We start from the raw sequence: 14,817 nt of genomic DNA on the forward strand, positions 1-14,817 counted from the left end.
CCTTCGTGCGCTTAGTCGCGCTTGTCATGCCTTCCTATGACTCTACTGGTGAGCCGGGACCGGTTCGGACGCGAGTTCGGGGGACCGCCCGGCGAGGCGCTCGCGCCAGGTGGCCAGCACCGTCTCGTCGGTGGGCCGGGTCGCCAGGGACACGCCGAGGTAGGCGGCGAGGGAGGCGAGCAGGCCGTAGTAGACGGGCTCGTTGGCGAGGATGCCGTAGCCGGCCATCAGGCCGATCACCGCGAGACCGCCGACGATCACGGAGGCCAGCGCGCCCTGGACGGTGCCGCGCTTCCACAGCAGACCGCCGAGGATGGGGACGAGCAGGCCGCCGACGAGCAGGTTGTACGCCACGGTCAGCGCCTCGACCACGTTGTTCAGCGCGATCGCCGTGCCGATCACCGCCACGCCCATGATCAGGATGAAGGCGCGGTTGCCGCCGACCTCGTCATGGTCCTCGCCGCCGCGTCGTACGGCACCCCGCAGACGGGACCAGATGTCGTTGTTGGCGACCGTCGCGCAGGCGATCAGGGCGCCGGACGACGTCGACATCACGGCGGCCAGGGCGGCGGCCAGCACCAGGCCGCGCACGCCGACCGGGAGTTCGTCCTTGACGATGGTGGCGAACGCGTCGTCGGGGCTGCCCAGCTTCGGGTAGAGCACCTTGGCGGCCGTGCCGATGACCGCGCCGGCCAGGGCGTAGGCCAGGCAGTAGGTTCCGGCCACCGTGCCGCCCCACTTGGCGGTCCGGTCGCCGCGGGCGGTGAACACGCGCTGCCAGATGTCCTGGCCGATCAGCATGCCGAAGGTGTAGATCAGGACGTAGGTGAAGATCGTCTCGCCGCCGATGCCCAGCGGGTCGAAGTACGAGGTCGGCAGCTTGGCCTTCATCTCCGAGAAGCCGCCCGCCTTGACGACCGCGATGGGCAGCAGCAGGAGCAGCACGCCGATCGTCTTGACCACGAACTGCACCATGTCCGTCAGCGTGATGGACCACATGCCGCCGAGGGTGGAGTAGGCGACCACGATCGAGCCGCCGAGGATGATCGCGACCGTGCGGTTCATGTCGAAGAGCACGTCGAAGATCGTGGCGTAGGCGATGGTGGACGTCACCGCGAGCATGAGGGTGTAGGCCCACATGACCACGCCCGAGATCACGCCGGCCCGGCCGCCGTAGCGCAGGTCCAGCATCTCGGAGACGGTGTAGACCTTCAGGCGGGCGATGCGCGCCGAGAAGAAGACGGAGAGGGCCAGCAGGCCGAGGCCGATGGTGAAGACCATCCAGGCGCCGGAGAGGCCGTACCGGTAGCCGAGGCCGACGCCGCCGATGGTGGAGGCGCCGCCCAGGACGATGGCGGCCATGGTGCCGGAGTACATCGCGGGGCCGAGGCGGCGGCCCGCCACCAGGAACTCGCTCTTGGACCGGGCGCGGCGCATGCCCCACCAGCCCATGGCCAGCATGCCGGCCAGATAGACGACGATCACGGTGTAGTCGACGGCCATGTGGGGCCCTCCTTCGCGTACTTCCCGGTGGCGTGTCGTGCAGATGCGGTGGGGACGACTCCGGCAGCGGATCGCGAGGACATCCGCCCGTACCCGCGGCTGCCGGTTCCGCACTGACACTAGGTGGCCGGAAAGCGACTGCGAAGTGTACGTTTCATCCATCCGATCCATGCGGGATGGAGGAAACGCACACCATGCCGGCGACGATCCCCCCGGCGGTCCCGCCCACCCCGCCGGTGCCGCTCTCGGCCCTGCTGGCCCGGGAGGACCTGGGCCTGCGGCAGGTGGCGGGGCCGTCCGGTCCCGGCCTCGTGATCCACGGGGCGCACACCTCGGAGATGGCCGACCCGTATCCGTACCTGCTGGGCGGCGAACTGCTGCTGACGGCCGGGGTGCACGTGCCGGCCGCGGACTGGGGGCCGCACTTCGAGGCGTACGTCTCCCGGATCGTGGCGGCGGGCGGCGCGGCGCTCGGCTTCGGGCTGGCCCCGCTGCACGACACGGTTCCGGGCGCGCTCGTCGAGGCCTGCGAGGCGCACGCGCTGCCGCTGCTGGAGGTGCCGCCGCAGACCACCTTCTCGGGGATCGCCCGCGCGGTCTGGCAGCTGATGGCCCAGGCCCGCCTGGCCGAACTGCGCCGCGTGACCGACGCCCAGCAGAGCCTCGCCGCCGCGGCCGCCCGCCCGGACCCGGTCCCCTCGGTCCTGCGCCAACTGGCCCAGCGGCTGGGCGGGCACGCGGTGCTGTACGGACCGGAGGGCGCGGAGATCGCCGCCGCGGGCCGGGAGCCCGTACCGGGGGTGCCGCAGGCGCTCGCGGCACTGGCGGAGGTGGTACGGCCGGCCCCCCGGACGGGCCAGGAGCCGGCCGCCGCCGACCCGGCACGTGCCGTGCGGCCCGCCCCCGCCTCCGCCACCGACTCCCACGGGGACACCCATCTCTCCGCCTACGCCCTCGGCGCCGGCGGCGGCTTCGTGCTCGGGGTCGCCACCGGGCAGCGGGAGCCCGGCGACCACACCATCGCCTCCGTCGCCGCCGTGCTGCTGTCGCTGCTCACCGGGGAGCACCGCGGCGGGGCCGGTGCCGCGCGCTCCGCGGCGCTGGTGCGGCTGCTGCTCGGCTCGGCGCCCGAGGAGGTGGCGCCGCTGCTGGGGGACGGGCGGTGGGTCGTCGTGCACGCCCGGCCGGAGCACCGGCCGCCGGACGCCGTCGCCGCCTCCGCGCTGGGCGCCGCGCTCGGTTCGCCGCTGGTCGACCTGGCGCACGACGCCGTACGCGTGCTGGTGCCGGCCGGGCGGGAGCCGGAGCCGCAGCCCGGCTGGACCCTCGGGGTGAGCGCCGCCGTCGCGCCGCGGGACTGGCCGGCGGCCGACACGCAGGCGGCCCGCGCCCTGTCCCGGGCCCGCGCCACCCGCAGGACCCTGGTCCGGCACGGCGCCCCGCCGGGGCTGGCGGAGCTGGTGCCCCGGGCGGACGCCGAGGCGCACGCCCGCGCCCTGCTCGCCCCGCTCGCCGGACAGCCCGCGCTCGCCGAGACCCTGCGCGGCTGGCTGTCCCTGCACGGCAGTTGGGACCGTACGGCGGTGGCGCTGGACGTGCACCGCAACACCGTGCGGCAGCGGATCGCCCGCTGCGCGGCCCTGCTGGACGCCGACCTGGACGACCCGGACGTGCGGATGGAGCTGTGGTTCGCGCTGCGGCGCTGACGGGCGGGCGAGTGACCCGTGTCCCAGGTGCGGCATGCCGGGGACGCGTGCGGCACGCTGCCCCACAATGGGAGGCATGCCGATACCCGGGACACCCAGCCGCGCCCAGCTCGTCGACCACCTGGTGAGGACCCGTATCGCGGGGGACGTCGCCACGCCCCGCGAGAACAACCTCTCCCACTACCGCAGGCTGGCCAACGGCGAGCGCAACTTCTGGTTCGGACTGGAGCTGGGCGACCGCTGGGCGGACGAGCAGGACGTGCTCGCCGTGATGGCCGAACGGGTCGGCGTCAACGACGATCCCGGGTACCGGTACGGGCCGGACACCATCGACCCCGAACTGACCGTGGACGCGCTGGAGCGGCTGGCGGCGCGGCTGCGCAAGGCCGCCGAGGGGCGGCAGCGGGTGCTGTTCGCCACCGGCCACCCGGGCGGGCTGCTGGACGTGCACCGGGCCACGGCCGCCGCGCTGCGCGCCGCCGGCTGCGAGATCGTCGTCATCCCCGACGGGCTGCAGACGGACGAGGGGTACGTCATGCAGTTCGCGGACGTGGCCGTCCTGGAGCACGGGGCGAGCCTGTGGCACACCCACTCCGGGGAGCCGATGCGCGCCGTTCTGGAGGGACTTGAGCGCGAGGGGCGTCCGCTGCCGGACCTGGTGGTCGCCGACCACGGCTGGGCGGGCTACGCCGCGCAGCACGGCGTCGACTCCACCGGATACGCCGACTGCAACGACCCGGCGCTGTTCCTCGCCGAGTCCGAGGGCACCCTGCAGGTGGCCGTGCCGCTCGACGACCACGTCGTCAGCCCCCGCCACTACGACCCGATGACGGCGTACCTGCTGGAGCAGGCGGGTCTGAACGCGGAGGACTGAGCGGCGGCCCGTCCCGCCGGGCCGCGCCTCAGCCGGCCCGGGGGACGCGGACCACGCCCTCCTGGATGACCGTGATGGCGAGCTGCCCGTCCTGCGTGTAGATGCGGGCCTGGCCGAGGCCCCGGCCGCCGTGCGCGGTGGGCGACTCCTGGTCGTACAGGAGCCACTCGTCGGCGCGGAACGGGCGGTGGAACCACATGGCGTGGTCCAGCGAGGCCCCGACGACGTCGCCCACGGCCCAGCCGCCGCGCCCGTGCGCGAGCAGCACGGAGTCGAGCAGGGTCATGTCGGAGACGTAGGTGGCGAGGACGACGTGCTGCAGGGGGTCGTCGTCCAGCTTGCCGTTGGTGCGGAACCAGACCTGGCTGTGCGGTTCGCGCGGCTCGCCGAACCTGCCGTACGGCGGCTCGTCCACGTACCGGAGGTCGATCGCCTCGCGGGCCTCCAGGAACCGCTCGACGACCTCGGGGGCGAGGTGGTCGTAGCCGCGCAGGCGTTCCTGGGAGGTGGGCAGGCCGGCCGGGTCGGGCGAGGGCGGCATGGGGGCCTGGTGGTCGAGGCCCTCCTCGTACGTCTGGAAGGACGCCGAGAGGTGGAAGATCGGCTTGCCGTGCTGCACGGCGACCACGCGGCGGGTGGTGAAGGAGCGGCCGTCGCGGATCCGGTCGACGCTGTAGACGATCGGCGCGCCGGGGTCCCCGGGGCGCAGGAAGTACGCGTGCAGGGAGTGGGCGGGCCGGTCCGCGGGGACCGTCCGCCCGGCGGCGACCAGCGCCTGCGCCGCCACCTGCCCGCCGAAGACGCGGGGGACGACGGCGGAGCGGGACCGGCCGCGGAAGATGTCCTCCTCGATCTGCTCGAGGTCGAGCAGATCGAGGAGTTCCTGGAGTGCCTGGCTCATGGGTTCTGTTGTACCGGCCACCGATTGCGGTCGGCTTACAGGCCCATGTCCTTCGCGATGATCGTCTTCATGATCTCGCTGGTGCCGCCGTAGATGCGGTTGACGCGGTTGTCCGCGTACAGGCGGGCGATCGGGTACTCGTTCATGTAGCCGTAGCCGCCGTGCAGCTGGAGGCAGCGGTCGATGACGCGGTGGGCGACCTCGGTGCAGAACAGCTTGGCGGAGGCGGCCTCGGCGGGGGTGAGCTCGCCGGCGTCCAGGGCCTCGGTGGCGCGGTCGGCGACGGCCTCGGCGGCGTCCACCTCGGCCTGGCAGGCGGCCAGTTCGAACTTGGTGTTCTGGAAGTGGGCGACCGGCTTGCCGAAGACGGTGCGCTCCTGCACGTACTGCTTGGCGAACCGGACGGCGGCCTTGGCCTGCGCGTAGGCGCCGAAGGCGATGCCCCAGCGCTCGGAGGCGAGGTTGTGGCCGAGGTAGTAGAAGCCCTTGTTCTCCTCGCCGAGCAGGTCCTCGACGGGCACCTTGACGTCGACGAAGGCCAGCTCGGCGGTGTCGGAGGTCTTCAGGCCCAGCTTGTCCAGCTTGCGGCCGACGGAGTAGCCCTCGGACTTGGTGTCCACGGCGAACAGGGAGATGCCGTGGCGGCGGTCCTCGGCGGTGGGCGCGGCCGTGCGGGCGCAGACGATCACCTTGTCGGCGTGGACGCCGCCGGTGATGAAGGTCTTGGCGCCGTTGAGGACGTAGTGGGTGCCGTCCTCGCTGAGCTTGGCGGTGGTCTTCATGCCCGCGAGGTCGGAGCCGGTGCCCGGCTCGGTCATCGCGATGGCCCACATCTCCTCGCCGGTGGCGAACTTCGGCAGGTAGCGCTTCTTCTGCTCGTCGGTGGCGAGCATCTTGATGTAGGGCAGGGCGAGCAGCACGTGCACGCCGGAGCCGCCGAAGCTGACGCCCGCGCGGGCGGTCTCCTCGTAGATGACGGCCTCGAACTTGTGGGTGTCCAGGCCCGCGCCGCCGAACTCCTCGGGCACGCTGATGCCGAAGACACCCAGCTCACCGAGCTTGTAGTAGAAGTCGCGCGGGGCCTGGCCGGCCGCGAACCACTCGTCGTAGACGGGAACGACCTCGGCCTCGATGAAGGCGCGAAGGGTCTCCCGGAACGCCTCGTGATCCTCGTTGAACACCGTACGGCGCACGCCGCCCACCTCCACGTTCCTCGGCATGACACGAGCGCATGTCTAAGCGCTTGCTCACTCAACCGTACCGGCGGGTAGGGAGGACCGTCCAGGGGGTCCGGACCGTAACGCTCGTCACGCCCGCGGCCGGGTCACCGCTCCCCCGCCGCCGCGAAGGCCCCGCGCGCCATCCGGTGCAGCAGGGCCGCCGTGGTCCCCCGGCCCGGCAGGGTGCCCGCGCGGCCCAGGTGCGGGGTCGAGTTGAGCAGGCCGAAGACCGAGTGGACCGCCGAGCGGGCCGTCGGTTCGGTCAGGGCCGGGTAGACCTCGCGGACCACCTCCACCCACAGCTCCACGTACTGCCGCTGCAGCTGGCGCACCAGCTTGCGGTCGCTGTCGCGCAGGCGGTCCAGCTCGCGGTCGTGCAGGGTGATGAGGGGGCGGTCGTCGAGGGCGAAGTCGATGTGGCCCTCGATGAGGGAGTCGAGCACCGCCGTGGCGCCGGCCTCGCCGTCGGCCTCCGCCAGGCGCCGCTTGGCGCCGGTGAGCAGCTGGCCGCTGATGCCCACCAGCAGCTCGGCGAGCATCGCGTCCTTGCCCGGGAAGTGCCGGTACAGCCCGGGGCCGCTGATGCCGACCGCGGCGCCTATCTCGTCGACGCCGACCCCGTGGAAGCCGCGCTCGGCGAAGAGCCGGGCAGCCTCCTTGAGGATCTGCTCGCGGCGGGTCGGGGCGTCGGTTCTGATGGCCATGCAAGTAATTCTAGACAGCGAGGTTAGCGGTCGTTAACCTGGAGGAAATGGTTAACGCTCATTAACAGTCACCACTGGGTGAGGGGACCGCAGGATGCACGAGGCACCGGAGCTTCACAGCGCGGCCGATCCCGCGTCGGAGGCCTGGCGGGCCAACGAACAGGCCCATCTCGCGCTCGTCGGGGAACTGCGCGGCAAACTGGCCGCCGCGGCCCTGGGCGGCGGCGAGAGGGCGCGCGCCCGGCACACCGCGCGCGGCAAGCTGCTGCCGAGGGACCGGGTGGACACGCTGCTCGACCCGGGCTCGCCGTTCCTGGAGCTGGCTCCCCTCGCGGCCGACGGGATGTACGACGGGCAGGCCCCGGCCGCGGGGGTGATCGCCGGGATCGGCCGGGTCAGCGGGCGCGAGTGCGTGATCGTCGCCAACGACGCCACCGTCAAGGGCGGCACGTACTACCCGATGACCGTGAAGAAGCACCTGCGCGCGCAGGAGGTGGCCCTGGACAACCGGCTGCCCTGCGTCTACCTGGTGGACTCCGGCGGCGCCTTCCTGCCCATGCAGGACGAGGTCTTCCCCGACCGCGAGCACTTCGGGCGGATCTTCTACAACCAGGCGCGGATGTCGGGCGCCGGGATCCCGCAGATCGCGGCCGTCCTGGGCTCCTGCACGGCCGGCGGGGCGTACGTCCCGGCGATGAGCGACGAGGCCGTGATCGTCCGCAACCAGGGGACGATCTTCCTCGGCGGGCCCCCGCTGGTGAAGGCGGCCACCGGTGAGGTCGTCACCGCCGAGGAGCTGGGCGGCGGCGAGGTGCACTCCCGCGTCTCCGGCGTCACCGACCACCTCGCCGAGGACGACGCGCACGCCCTGCGCATCGTGCGGAACATCGTCGCCACGCTGCCCGCGCGGCGGTCCCTGCCCTGGGAGGTCACCGCGGCCGTGGAGCCCAAGGTGGACCCGTCCGGGCTGTACGGCGCCGTGCCCGTGGACTCCCGCACCCCCTACGACGTGCGCGAGATCATCGCGCGCGTGGTCGACGGCTCGCGGTTCGCGGAGTTCAAGGCCGAGTTCGGGCAGACCCTGGTCACCGGCTTCGCCCGGATCCACGGCCACCCGGTCGGCATCGTCGCCAACAACGGCATCCTGTTCTCCGAGTCCGCCCAGAAGGGCGCCCACTTCATCGAGCTGTGCGACCAGCGCGGGATCCCGCTGGTGTTCCTGCAGAACATCTCCGGGTTCATGGTCGGCAAGGACTACGAGGCGGGCGGCATCGCCAAGCACGGCGCCAAGATGGTGACGGCCGTCGCCTGCACGCGCGTGCCGAAGCTGACCGTGGTCGTCGGCGGGTCGTACGGCGCGGGCAACTACTCGATGTGCGGCCGGGCCTACTCGCCCCGCTTCCTGTGGATGTGGCCGGGCGCCAAGATCTCCGTCATGGGCGGCGAGCAGGCCGCCTCCGTGCTGGCGACCGTCAAGCGGGACCAGGCGGAGGCCCGCGGCGAGGAGTGGCCCGCCGAGGACGAAGAGGCCTTCAAAGCGCCGATCCGCGCGCAGTACGAGCGCCAGGGCAACGCCTACTACGCCACCGCCCGCCTCTGGGACGACGGCGTGATCGACCCGATGGAAACCCGTCAGGTGCTGGGACTCGCCCTGACGGCCTGCGCCAACGCGCCCCTGGGGGACCCCCAGTTCGGCGTCTTCCGGATGTGAGGAGGGGAACCGTGTTCGACACAGTGCTGGTCGCCAACAGGGGCGAGATCGCCGTTCGCGTCATCCGTACGCTCCGCTCGCTGGGCGTCCGCTCGGTGGCGGTCTTCTCCGACGCCGACGCCGACGCGCGGCACGTGCGCGAGGCCGACACGGCCGTGCGGATCGGCCCGGCGCCGGCCGCCGCGAGCTATCTGTCCGTCGAGCGGCTGCTGGAGGCGGCCGCCCGCAGCGGCGCGCAGGCCGTCCATCCCGGGTACGGCTTCCTCGCCGAGAACGCGGGCTTCGCGCGCGCCTGCGAGGAGGCGGGGCTGGTCTTCATCGGCCCGCCGGCGGACGCGATCGCGCTCATGGGCGACAAGATCCGCGCCAAGGAGACGGTGCAGGCGGCCGGGGTGCCGGTCGTGCCGGGCTCCAGCGGCAGCGGGCTTTCGGACGCCGAACTCGCCGGTGCCGCACGGGAGATCGGCATGCCCGTGCTGCTCAAGCCGTCGGCGGGCGGTGGCGGCAAGGGCATGCGGCTCGTGCGCGACGTCGCGGCGCTGGAGGAGGAGATCGCGGCCGCCCGCCGCGAGGCCCGTGCCTCCTTCGGCGACGACACGCTGCTGGTGGAGCGGTGGATCGACCGCCCCCGGCACATCGAGATCCAGGTGCTGGCGGACGGCCACGGCAACGTGGTGCACCTCGGCGAGCGCGAGTGCTCCCTGCAGCGGCGCCACCAGAAGGTGATCGAGGAGGCGCCGAGCGTCCTCCTCGACGAGGCCACGCGCGCGTCGATGGGCGAGGCTGCCGTGCAGGCGGCCCGCTCCTGCGGCTACCGGGGCGCGGGCACGGTGGAGTTCATCGTGCCGGGCGGGGACCCGTCGTCGTACTACTTCATGGAGATGAACACCCGCCTCCAGGTGGAGCACCCGGTCACCGAACTCGTCACCGGGCTCGACCTGGTGGAGTGGCAGCTGCGCGTCGCGGCCGGGGAGCGGCTGGGCTTCGCCCAGGAGGACGTGTCGCTCACCGGGCACGCGGTGGAGGCGCGCGTCTGCGCGGAGGACCCCGCGCGCGGCTTCCTGCCCTCCGGCGGCACGGTCCTGAAGCTCCACGAACCCCAGGGCGACGGCGTGCGCACCGACTCCGGGCTCAGCGAGGGCACCGAAGTGGGCAGCCTGTACGACCCGATGCTGTCCAAGGTGATCGCGTACGGCCCCGACCGCGCGACGGCGCTGCGCCGGCTCCGGGCGGCCCTGGCGGAGACGGTCACGCTGGGCGTGCAGACCAACGCCGGGTTCCTGCGGCGGCTGCTGGCCCATCCGGCCGTCGTCCGGGGCGACCTGGACACCGGCCTGGTGGAGCGGGAGGTGGACGGTCTGGTCTCCACCGACGTGCCCGAGGAGGTGTACGAGGCGGCGGCGGCCGTACGGCTGGAGGCGCTGCGGCCGCGCTCCGGGGGCTGGACGGACCCGTTCTCGGTGCCGAGCGGCTGGCGGCTGGGCGGCACCCCGAAGCCGCCCGCGTTCCCGCTGCGCGTGCAGGAACCGGTGACGTACACCCCGCGCGGCACCCACGCCGTCACCGGCGACCGGGTCCGCGTCACCCTGGACGGCGTCACGCACACCTTCCACCGGGCCGGCGACTGGATCGGCCGGGACGGCGACGCCTGGCAGGTGCGCGACCACGACCCGGTCGCCGCGTCGCTGAACCGCGCGGCCCACGCGGGCGCCGACTCCCTGACGGCGCCCATGCCCGGCACGGTGACGGTGGTCAAGGTGGCCGTCGGCGACGAGGTGGCCGCCGGCCAGAGCCTGCTGGTGGTGGAGGCGATGAAGATGGAGCACGTCGTCTCCGCCCCGCACGCCGGCACGGTCGCCGAACTGGACGTGACCCCGGGCACGACGGTCGCCATGGACCAGGTGCTGGCCGTCATCACCCCGGCCGAGGAGGTGGCCCCGTGACCGCGGACGCCCTGCCCATGGTGGTGCCGGACTCGGGTCTGCCCGCGCGAGTGCGGATCCACGAGGTCGGCGCGCGCGACGGGCTGCAGAACGAGCAGCGGGCCGTGCCCACGCCGGTCAAGGCGGAGTTCGTCCGCCGCCTGGCCGAGGCCGGCCTGACCACCATCGAGGCGACGAGCTTCGTGCACCCCAAGTGGGTGCCCCAACTGGCGGACGCCGAGCAGCTGTTCCCGCAGCTGGCCGGCCTGGGGAACATCGACCTGCCGGTGCTGGTGCCGAACCAGCGGGGCCTGGAGCGGGCCCTCGCCCTGGGCGCCCGCCGCATCGCGGTGTTCGCCAGCGCCACGGAGTCCTTCGCCAAGGCCAACCTCAACCGCGGCCTGGACGAGTCGCTGGCGGTGTTCGAGCCGGTGGTGCGGCAGGCGAAGGACGCGGGCGTGCACGTGCGCGGATACGTCTCGATGTGCTTCGGCGACCCCTGGGAGGGAGCGGTCCCGCTCCGCCAGGTGGCCCGGGTCTGCACGGCGCTGCGGGACATGGGCTGCGACGAGCTGAGCCTCGGCGACACCATCGGCGTCGCCACCCCGGGACATGTGCGCGAGCTCCTCGCCCTGCTGAACGAGGAGGGCGTGCCGACGCACGAGATCGGCGTGCACTTCCACGACACCTACGGCCAGGCGCTCGCCAACACCCTGGCCGCGCTGCAGCACGGTGTCACCACGGTGGACGCGTCCGCGGGCGGCCTCGGCGGCTGCCCGTACGCCAAGTCCGCCACCGGCAACCTCGCCACCGAGGACCTCGTCTGGATGCTGCACGGCCTCGGCATCGAGACCGGGGTCGACCTCGGCCGTCTGACCGCCACGAGCGTGTGGATGGCCGAACAGCTGGGCCGGCCCAGCCCGTCCCGCACCGTCCGCGCTCTCTCCCACAAGGACCAGTGATCAGCATGGACCACCGCCTCAGCCCCGAGCTGGAGGAACTCCGCCGCACGGTGGAGGAGTTCGCGCACGACGTCGTGGCGCCGAAGATCGGCGACTTCTACGAGCGGCACGAGTTCCCGTACGAGATCGTCCGCGAGATGGGCCGCATGGGCCTGTTCGGGCTGCCGTTCCCGGAGGAGTACGGCGGCATGGGCGGCGACTACCTGGCCCTGGGCATCGCCCTGGAGGAACTGGCCAGGGTGGACTCCTCGGTGGCCATCACCCTGGAGGCGGGGGTGTCGCTGGGCGCGATGCCGGTCCACCTCTTCGGGACTCAGGAGCAGAAGCGCGAGTGGCTGCCCCGGCTCTGCTCCGGCGAGATCCTCGGCGCGTTCGGCCTGACGGAGCCGGACGGCGGCAGCGACGCGGGGGCGACCCGGACGACGGCCCGCCTGGACCCGGACACGAACGAGTGGGTGATCAACGGCAGCAAGTGCTTCATCACCAACTCGGGCACGGACATCACGGGTCTGGTGACGGTGACCGCCGTGACCGGCCGCAAGCCGGACGGCAGGCCGCTGATCTCGGCGATCATCGTCCCGTCCGGCACACCCGGCTTCACGGTGGCCGCGCCCTACTCCAAGGTCGGCTGGAACGCCTCCGACACCCGCGAGCTGTCCTTCGCCGACGTCCGCGTGCCGGCCGCCAACCTGCTCGGCGAGGAGGGCCGGGGCTACGCCCAGTTCCTGCGCATCCTGGACGAGGGCCGCATCGCCATCGCCGCCCTGGCCACCGGTCTGGCGCAGGGCTGTGTGGACGAGTCGGTGAAGTACGCGAAGGAGCGGCACGCCTTCGGCAGGCCGATCGGCGCCAACCAGGCCATCCAGTTCAAGATCGCCGACATGGAGATGAAGGCGCACACCGCCCGGCTGGCCTGGCGTGACGCCGCCTTCCGGCTGGTGGCCGGCGAGCCCTTCAAGAAGGAGGCGGCGATGGCCAAGCTGTACTCCTCCACCGTCGCCGTCGACAACGCCCGCGACGCCACCCAGGTCCACGGCGGCTACGGCTTCATGAACGAGTATCCGGTGGCCCGCATGTGGCGCGACTCCAAGATCCTGGAGATCGGCGAGGGCACGAGCGAGGTCCAGCGCATGCTGATCGCAAGGGAGTTGGGCCTGACGGGCTGACGCGAGCACGGCGGGTGCGAGGCGCCCCCCTGGACAGCAAGTGAGGTTAGGCTAACCTATCTTCGATGTTGTCCGGCGGGCGCCTCGCCCTGGTCGAAAGCAGTCATGCCCATGTCCCATGCCCGTGCCCTCCCCCTCACTCGCCGCGGACTGCTCGCCGCGGGCGGCACCCTAGGACTCGGTGCCGCGCTCGCCGCCTGCGGGGGCGGCCAGGGCGAAGACAGCGGCTCCGGCAAGGGGACGACGGCCGGCAGGTCCGGCCCCTGGTCGTTCACCGACGACCGCGGCACGACCGTGAAGCTCGACAAGGTCCCGGCGAACATCGTCGCCTTCACCGGCGTCGGCGCCGCGCTGTACGACTACGGCGTCCAGGTGAAGGGCGTGTTCGGCCCGACGCGGACCAAGGACGGCAGGGCCGACGTCCAGGCCGGCGACATGGACGTCAGCAAGGTGACGGTCCTCGGCAACTCCTGGGGCCAGTTCAGCATCGAGAAGTACGCGGCCCTCGCGCCGGACGTGCTCATCTCCACGATGTTCGACTCCGCCGGCACCCTCTGGTACGTCCCCGACGAGTCGAAGAAGAAGATCGCCCAGCTGGCCCCCTCCGTCGCTATCTCCGTCTACGACCGTCAGCTCACCCGGCCGCTGCAGCGCGTGTGGGAGCTGGCCGGGTCGCTCGGCGCGGACATGAAGGCGGCCGAGGTCACCGCCGCGAAGAAGCGGTTCGAGGAGGCCTCCGCCCGGCTGCGCGCCGCCGCGAAGGCCAAGCCCGGACTCAAGGTGCTGGCCGGCAGCGCGAGCGACCAGCTCTTCTACGTCTCCGGCACGAACCTCTCCGTCGACCTGGAGTACTTCAAGGCCCTCGGCGTGGACTTCGTGGAGCCGCCGGAGAGCGCGAAGAAGCAGGGGGGCGGCTGGTACGAGTCGCTGAGCTGGGAGAACGTCGACAAGTACCCGGCCGACATCATCATGATGGACGACCGGACCTCGGCGCTCCAGCCCGCCGACATCACCAAGGCGACGTGGCGGCGGCTGCCGGCGGTGAAGGCGGGGCAGGTCATCGCGCGGTCGCCGGAACCGATTCTCTCCTACGGGAAGTGCGTGCCGTTGCTGACCGGGCTCGCCGAGGCCTTGGAGAAGGCGAAGAAGGTTCGTTAGACGCCTGTTCCGGGGGCGGTTCTGCGTCTCGGGCGGTCGCGGGTCGGCGTGGCTTGTCGCGCCCACGCGGCGGAGCCGCATAGCGACACAGCCCCGCGCCCCTGGGCAGCTCCGGTTTCCCCCTCATCATCAGGAGCCCTCATGACCACGGCCGTGGCCGCCCCCTTTCGGTTCTTTTCCCTGCACGTCGTGCGGGTCGGGCGGCTGGGGCCGTCTCTCGTCCGGGTGACCTTCGGCGGGGCCGATCTGGGCGCGTTGCAGTCGCTCGGGCGGGACCAGTCGCTGTCGCTGTTCCTGCCGCAGCCGGGGCGGAAGGAGCCCGTCGTCCCACTGGACCTGGGCGACAGCTGGTGGCAGGCGTGGCGGGAACTGCCCGAGGACGTGCGGGCGGTGATGCGGTCGTACACGCTCCGGGCCGTCCGCCGCGACCCCGACGAGATCGACATCGACTTCGCGCTGCACGGCGTCGGGCCCGCCTCGCGGTGGGCCTCCCGGGCCGCCGCCGGTGACCGGGTGCTGGTACTCGGCCCCGCGATCGCCGACAACCGGGCCGTCCGCTTCCGCCCGCCCGAGGACACCGACCTGGTCGTGCTGTGGGGCGACGAGACCGCCGTACCGGCCGCGTCGGCCGTCCTGGAGTCCCTGCCGGCCGGCACCCGCGTCCGCGCCTGGCTGGAGGTGCCGCACGCCGGGGACATCCAGGACATCGCCACGGAAGCCGACGCGGAGATCGACTGGCTCGTGCGGCACGCCGGGTCCCCCACGGCCGTCGACGCCGTACGGGCCGCGCGGCTCCCGCTCGGCGAGCGGCCGTACGTGTGGCTCGCCGGGGAGTCGGGGCACGTGAGGGCGCTGCGGCGGTACTTCGTCGCGGAGCGCGGGGTCGACCGGCGGCGGGTGACCTTCGTCGGCTACTGGCGGCGGGGCATGACGGAGGAACAGTTCCGGGCCGCGGACTGAGAGTTAATAAGTTAGGTTAGCCTTACCTAA

Annotated in this window: 12 protein-coding genes; 8 read left to right on the forward strand and 4 right to left on the reverse strand. The window is 72.6% G+C overall.

The genetic code is table 11. The features are described from left to right. Positions 1–42: 42 nt before the first annotated feature. Positions 43–1,503: a sodium:solute symporter family protein gene (locus tag AQJ66_RS19445; protein WP_061923555.1), complete on the reverse strand. Its 1,461-nt coding sequence runs from the start codon at positions 1,501–1,503 to the stop codon at positions 43–45. 176 nt (positions 1,504–1,679) lie between these two features. Between AQJ66_RS19445 and AQJ66_RS19450 the strand changes: the two genes are divergently transcribed. Both AQJ66_RS19450 and AQJ66_RS19455 read left to right on the forward strand, forming a co-directional pair. Then, on the forward strand, positions 1,680–3,209 hold the full coding sequence (locus tag AQJ66_RS19450) for a PucR family transcriptional regulator (RefSeq protein WP_061923557.1): 1,530 nt from the start codon (positions 1,680–1,682) through the stop codon (positions 3,207–3,209). Between the two features lie 76 nt (positions 3,210–3,285). Further along, positions 3,286–4,083 (forward strand): phosphatase, encoded by a 798-nt coding sequence (locus AQJ66_RS19455; protein ID WP_061923560.1) that lies wholly within the window; start codon positions 3,286–3,288, stop codon positions 4,081–4,083. A gap of 28 nt (positions 4,084–4,111) precedes the next feature. Here the strand turns inward: AQJ66_RS19455 and AQJ66_RS19460 are convergent, their stop codons facing one another. The 3 genes from AQJ66_RS19460 to AQJ66_RS19470 all read right to left on the reverse strand — a co-directional run bounded on the left by AQJ66_RS19460 (position 4,112) and on the right by AQJ66_RS19470 (position 6,908). Continuing rightward, entirely contained in the window at positions 4,112–4,984 is an 873-nt protein-coding gene (locus AQJ66_RS19460; protein ID WP_061923563.1) for an acyl-CoA thioesterase, read from the reverse strand. A gap of 35 nt (positions 4,985–5,019) precedes the next feature. Then, on the reverse strand, positions 5,020–6,177 hold the full coding sequence (locus tag AQJ66_RS19465; RefSeq protein ID WP_061924033.1) for an acyl-CoA dehydrogenase family protein: 1,158 nt from the start codon (positions 6,175–6,177) through the stop codon (positions 5,020–5,022). A gap of 131 nt (positions 6,178–6,308) precedes the next feature. Beyond that, positions 6,309–6,908: an SACE_7040 family transcriptional regulator gene (locus AQJ66_RS19470; protein WP_061923565.1), complete on the reverse strand. Its 600-nt coding sequence runs from the start codon at positions 6,906–6,908 to the stop codon at positions 6,309–6,311. A gap of 94 nt (positions 6,909–7,002) precedes the next feature. Here AQJ66_RS19470 and AQJ66_RS19475 point away from each other — a divergent pair, with 94 nt between their 5' ends. From AQJ66_RS19475 to AQJ66_RS19500, 6 genes are all read left to right on the forward strand, one after another. Beyond that, entirely contained in the window at positions 7,003–8,619 is a 1,617-nt protein-coding gene (locus AQJ66_RS19475; RefSeq protein ID WP_061923568.1) for a carboxyl transferase domain-containing protein, read from the forward strand. 11 nt (positions 8,620–8,630) lie between these two features. Continuing rightward, positions 8,631–10,562 (forward strand): acetyl-CoA carboxylase biotin carboxylase subunit, encoded by a 1,932-nt coding sequence (locus tag AQJ66_RS19480; RefSeq protein WP_061923571.1) that lies wholly within the window; start codon positions 8,631–8,633, stop codon positions 10,560–10,562. A gap of 17 nt (positions 10,563–10,579) precedes the next feature. Continuing rightward, positions 10,580–11,503: a hydroxymethylglutaryl-CoA lyase gene (locus AQJ66_RS19485; RefSeq protein ID WP_208611401.1), complete on the forward strand. Its 924-nt coding sequence runs from the start codon at positions 10,580–10,582 to the stop codon at positions 11,501–11,503. Positions 11,504–11,508: 5 nt separating this feature from the next. Then, on the forward strand, positions 11,509–12,669 hold the full coding sequence (locus tag AQJ66_RS19490; protein WP_061924036.1) for an acyl-CoA dehydrogenase family protein: 1,161 nt from the start codon (positions 11,509–11,511) through the stop codon (positions 12,667–12,669). Between the two features lie 111 nt (positions 12,670–12,780). Beyond that, positions 12,781–13,827, forward strand: coding sequence for an ABC transporter substrate-binding protein (locus AQJ66_RS19495; RefSeq protein ID WP_061924039.1), 1,047 nt, complete (start codon positions 12,781–12,783; stop codon positions 13,825–13,827). Positions 13,828–13,968: 141 nt separating this feature from the next. Continuing rightward, positions 13,969–14,787, forward strand: a complete 819-nt coding sequence (locus tag AQJ66_RS19500; protein ID WP_061923577.1) for a siderophore-interacting protein — start codon at positions 13,969–13,971, stop codon at positions 14,785–14,787. The last annotated feature ends 30 nt before the right edge of the window (positions 14,788–14,817 follow it).

It is taken from the genome of Streptomyces bungoensis, from assembly GCF_001514215.1.
Lineage (GTDB): Bacteria > Actinomycetota > Actinomycetes > Streptomycetales > Streptomycetaceae > Streptomyces > Streptomyces bungoensis.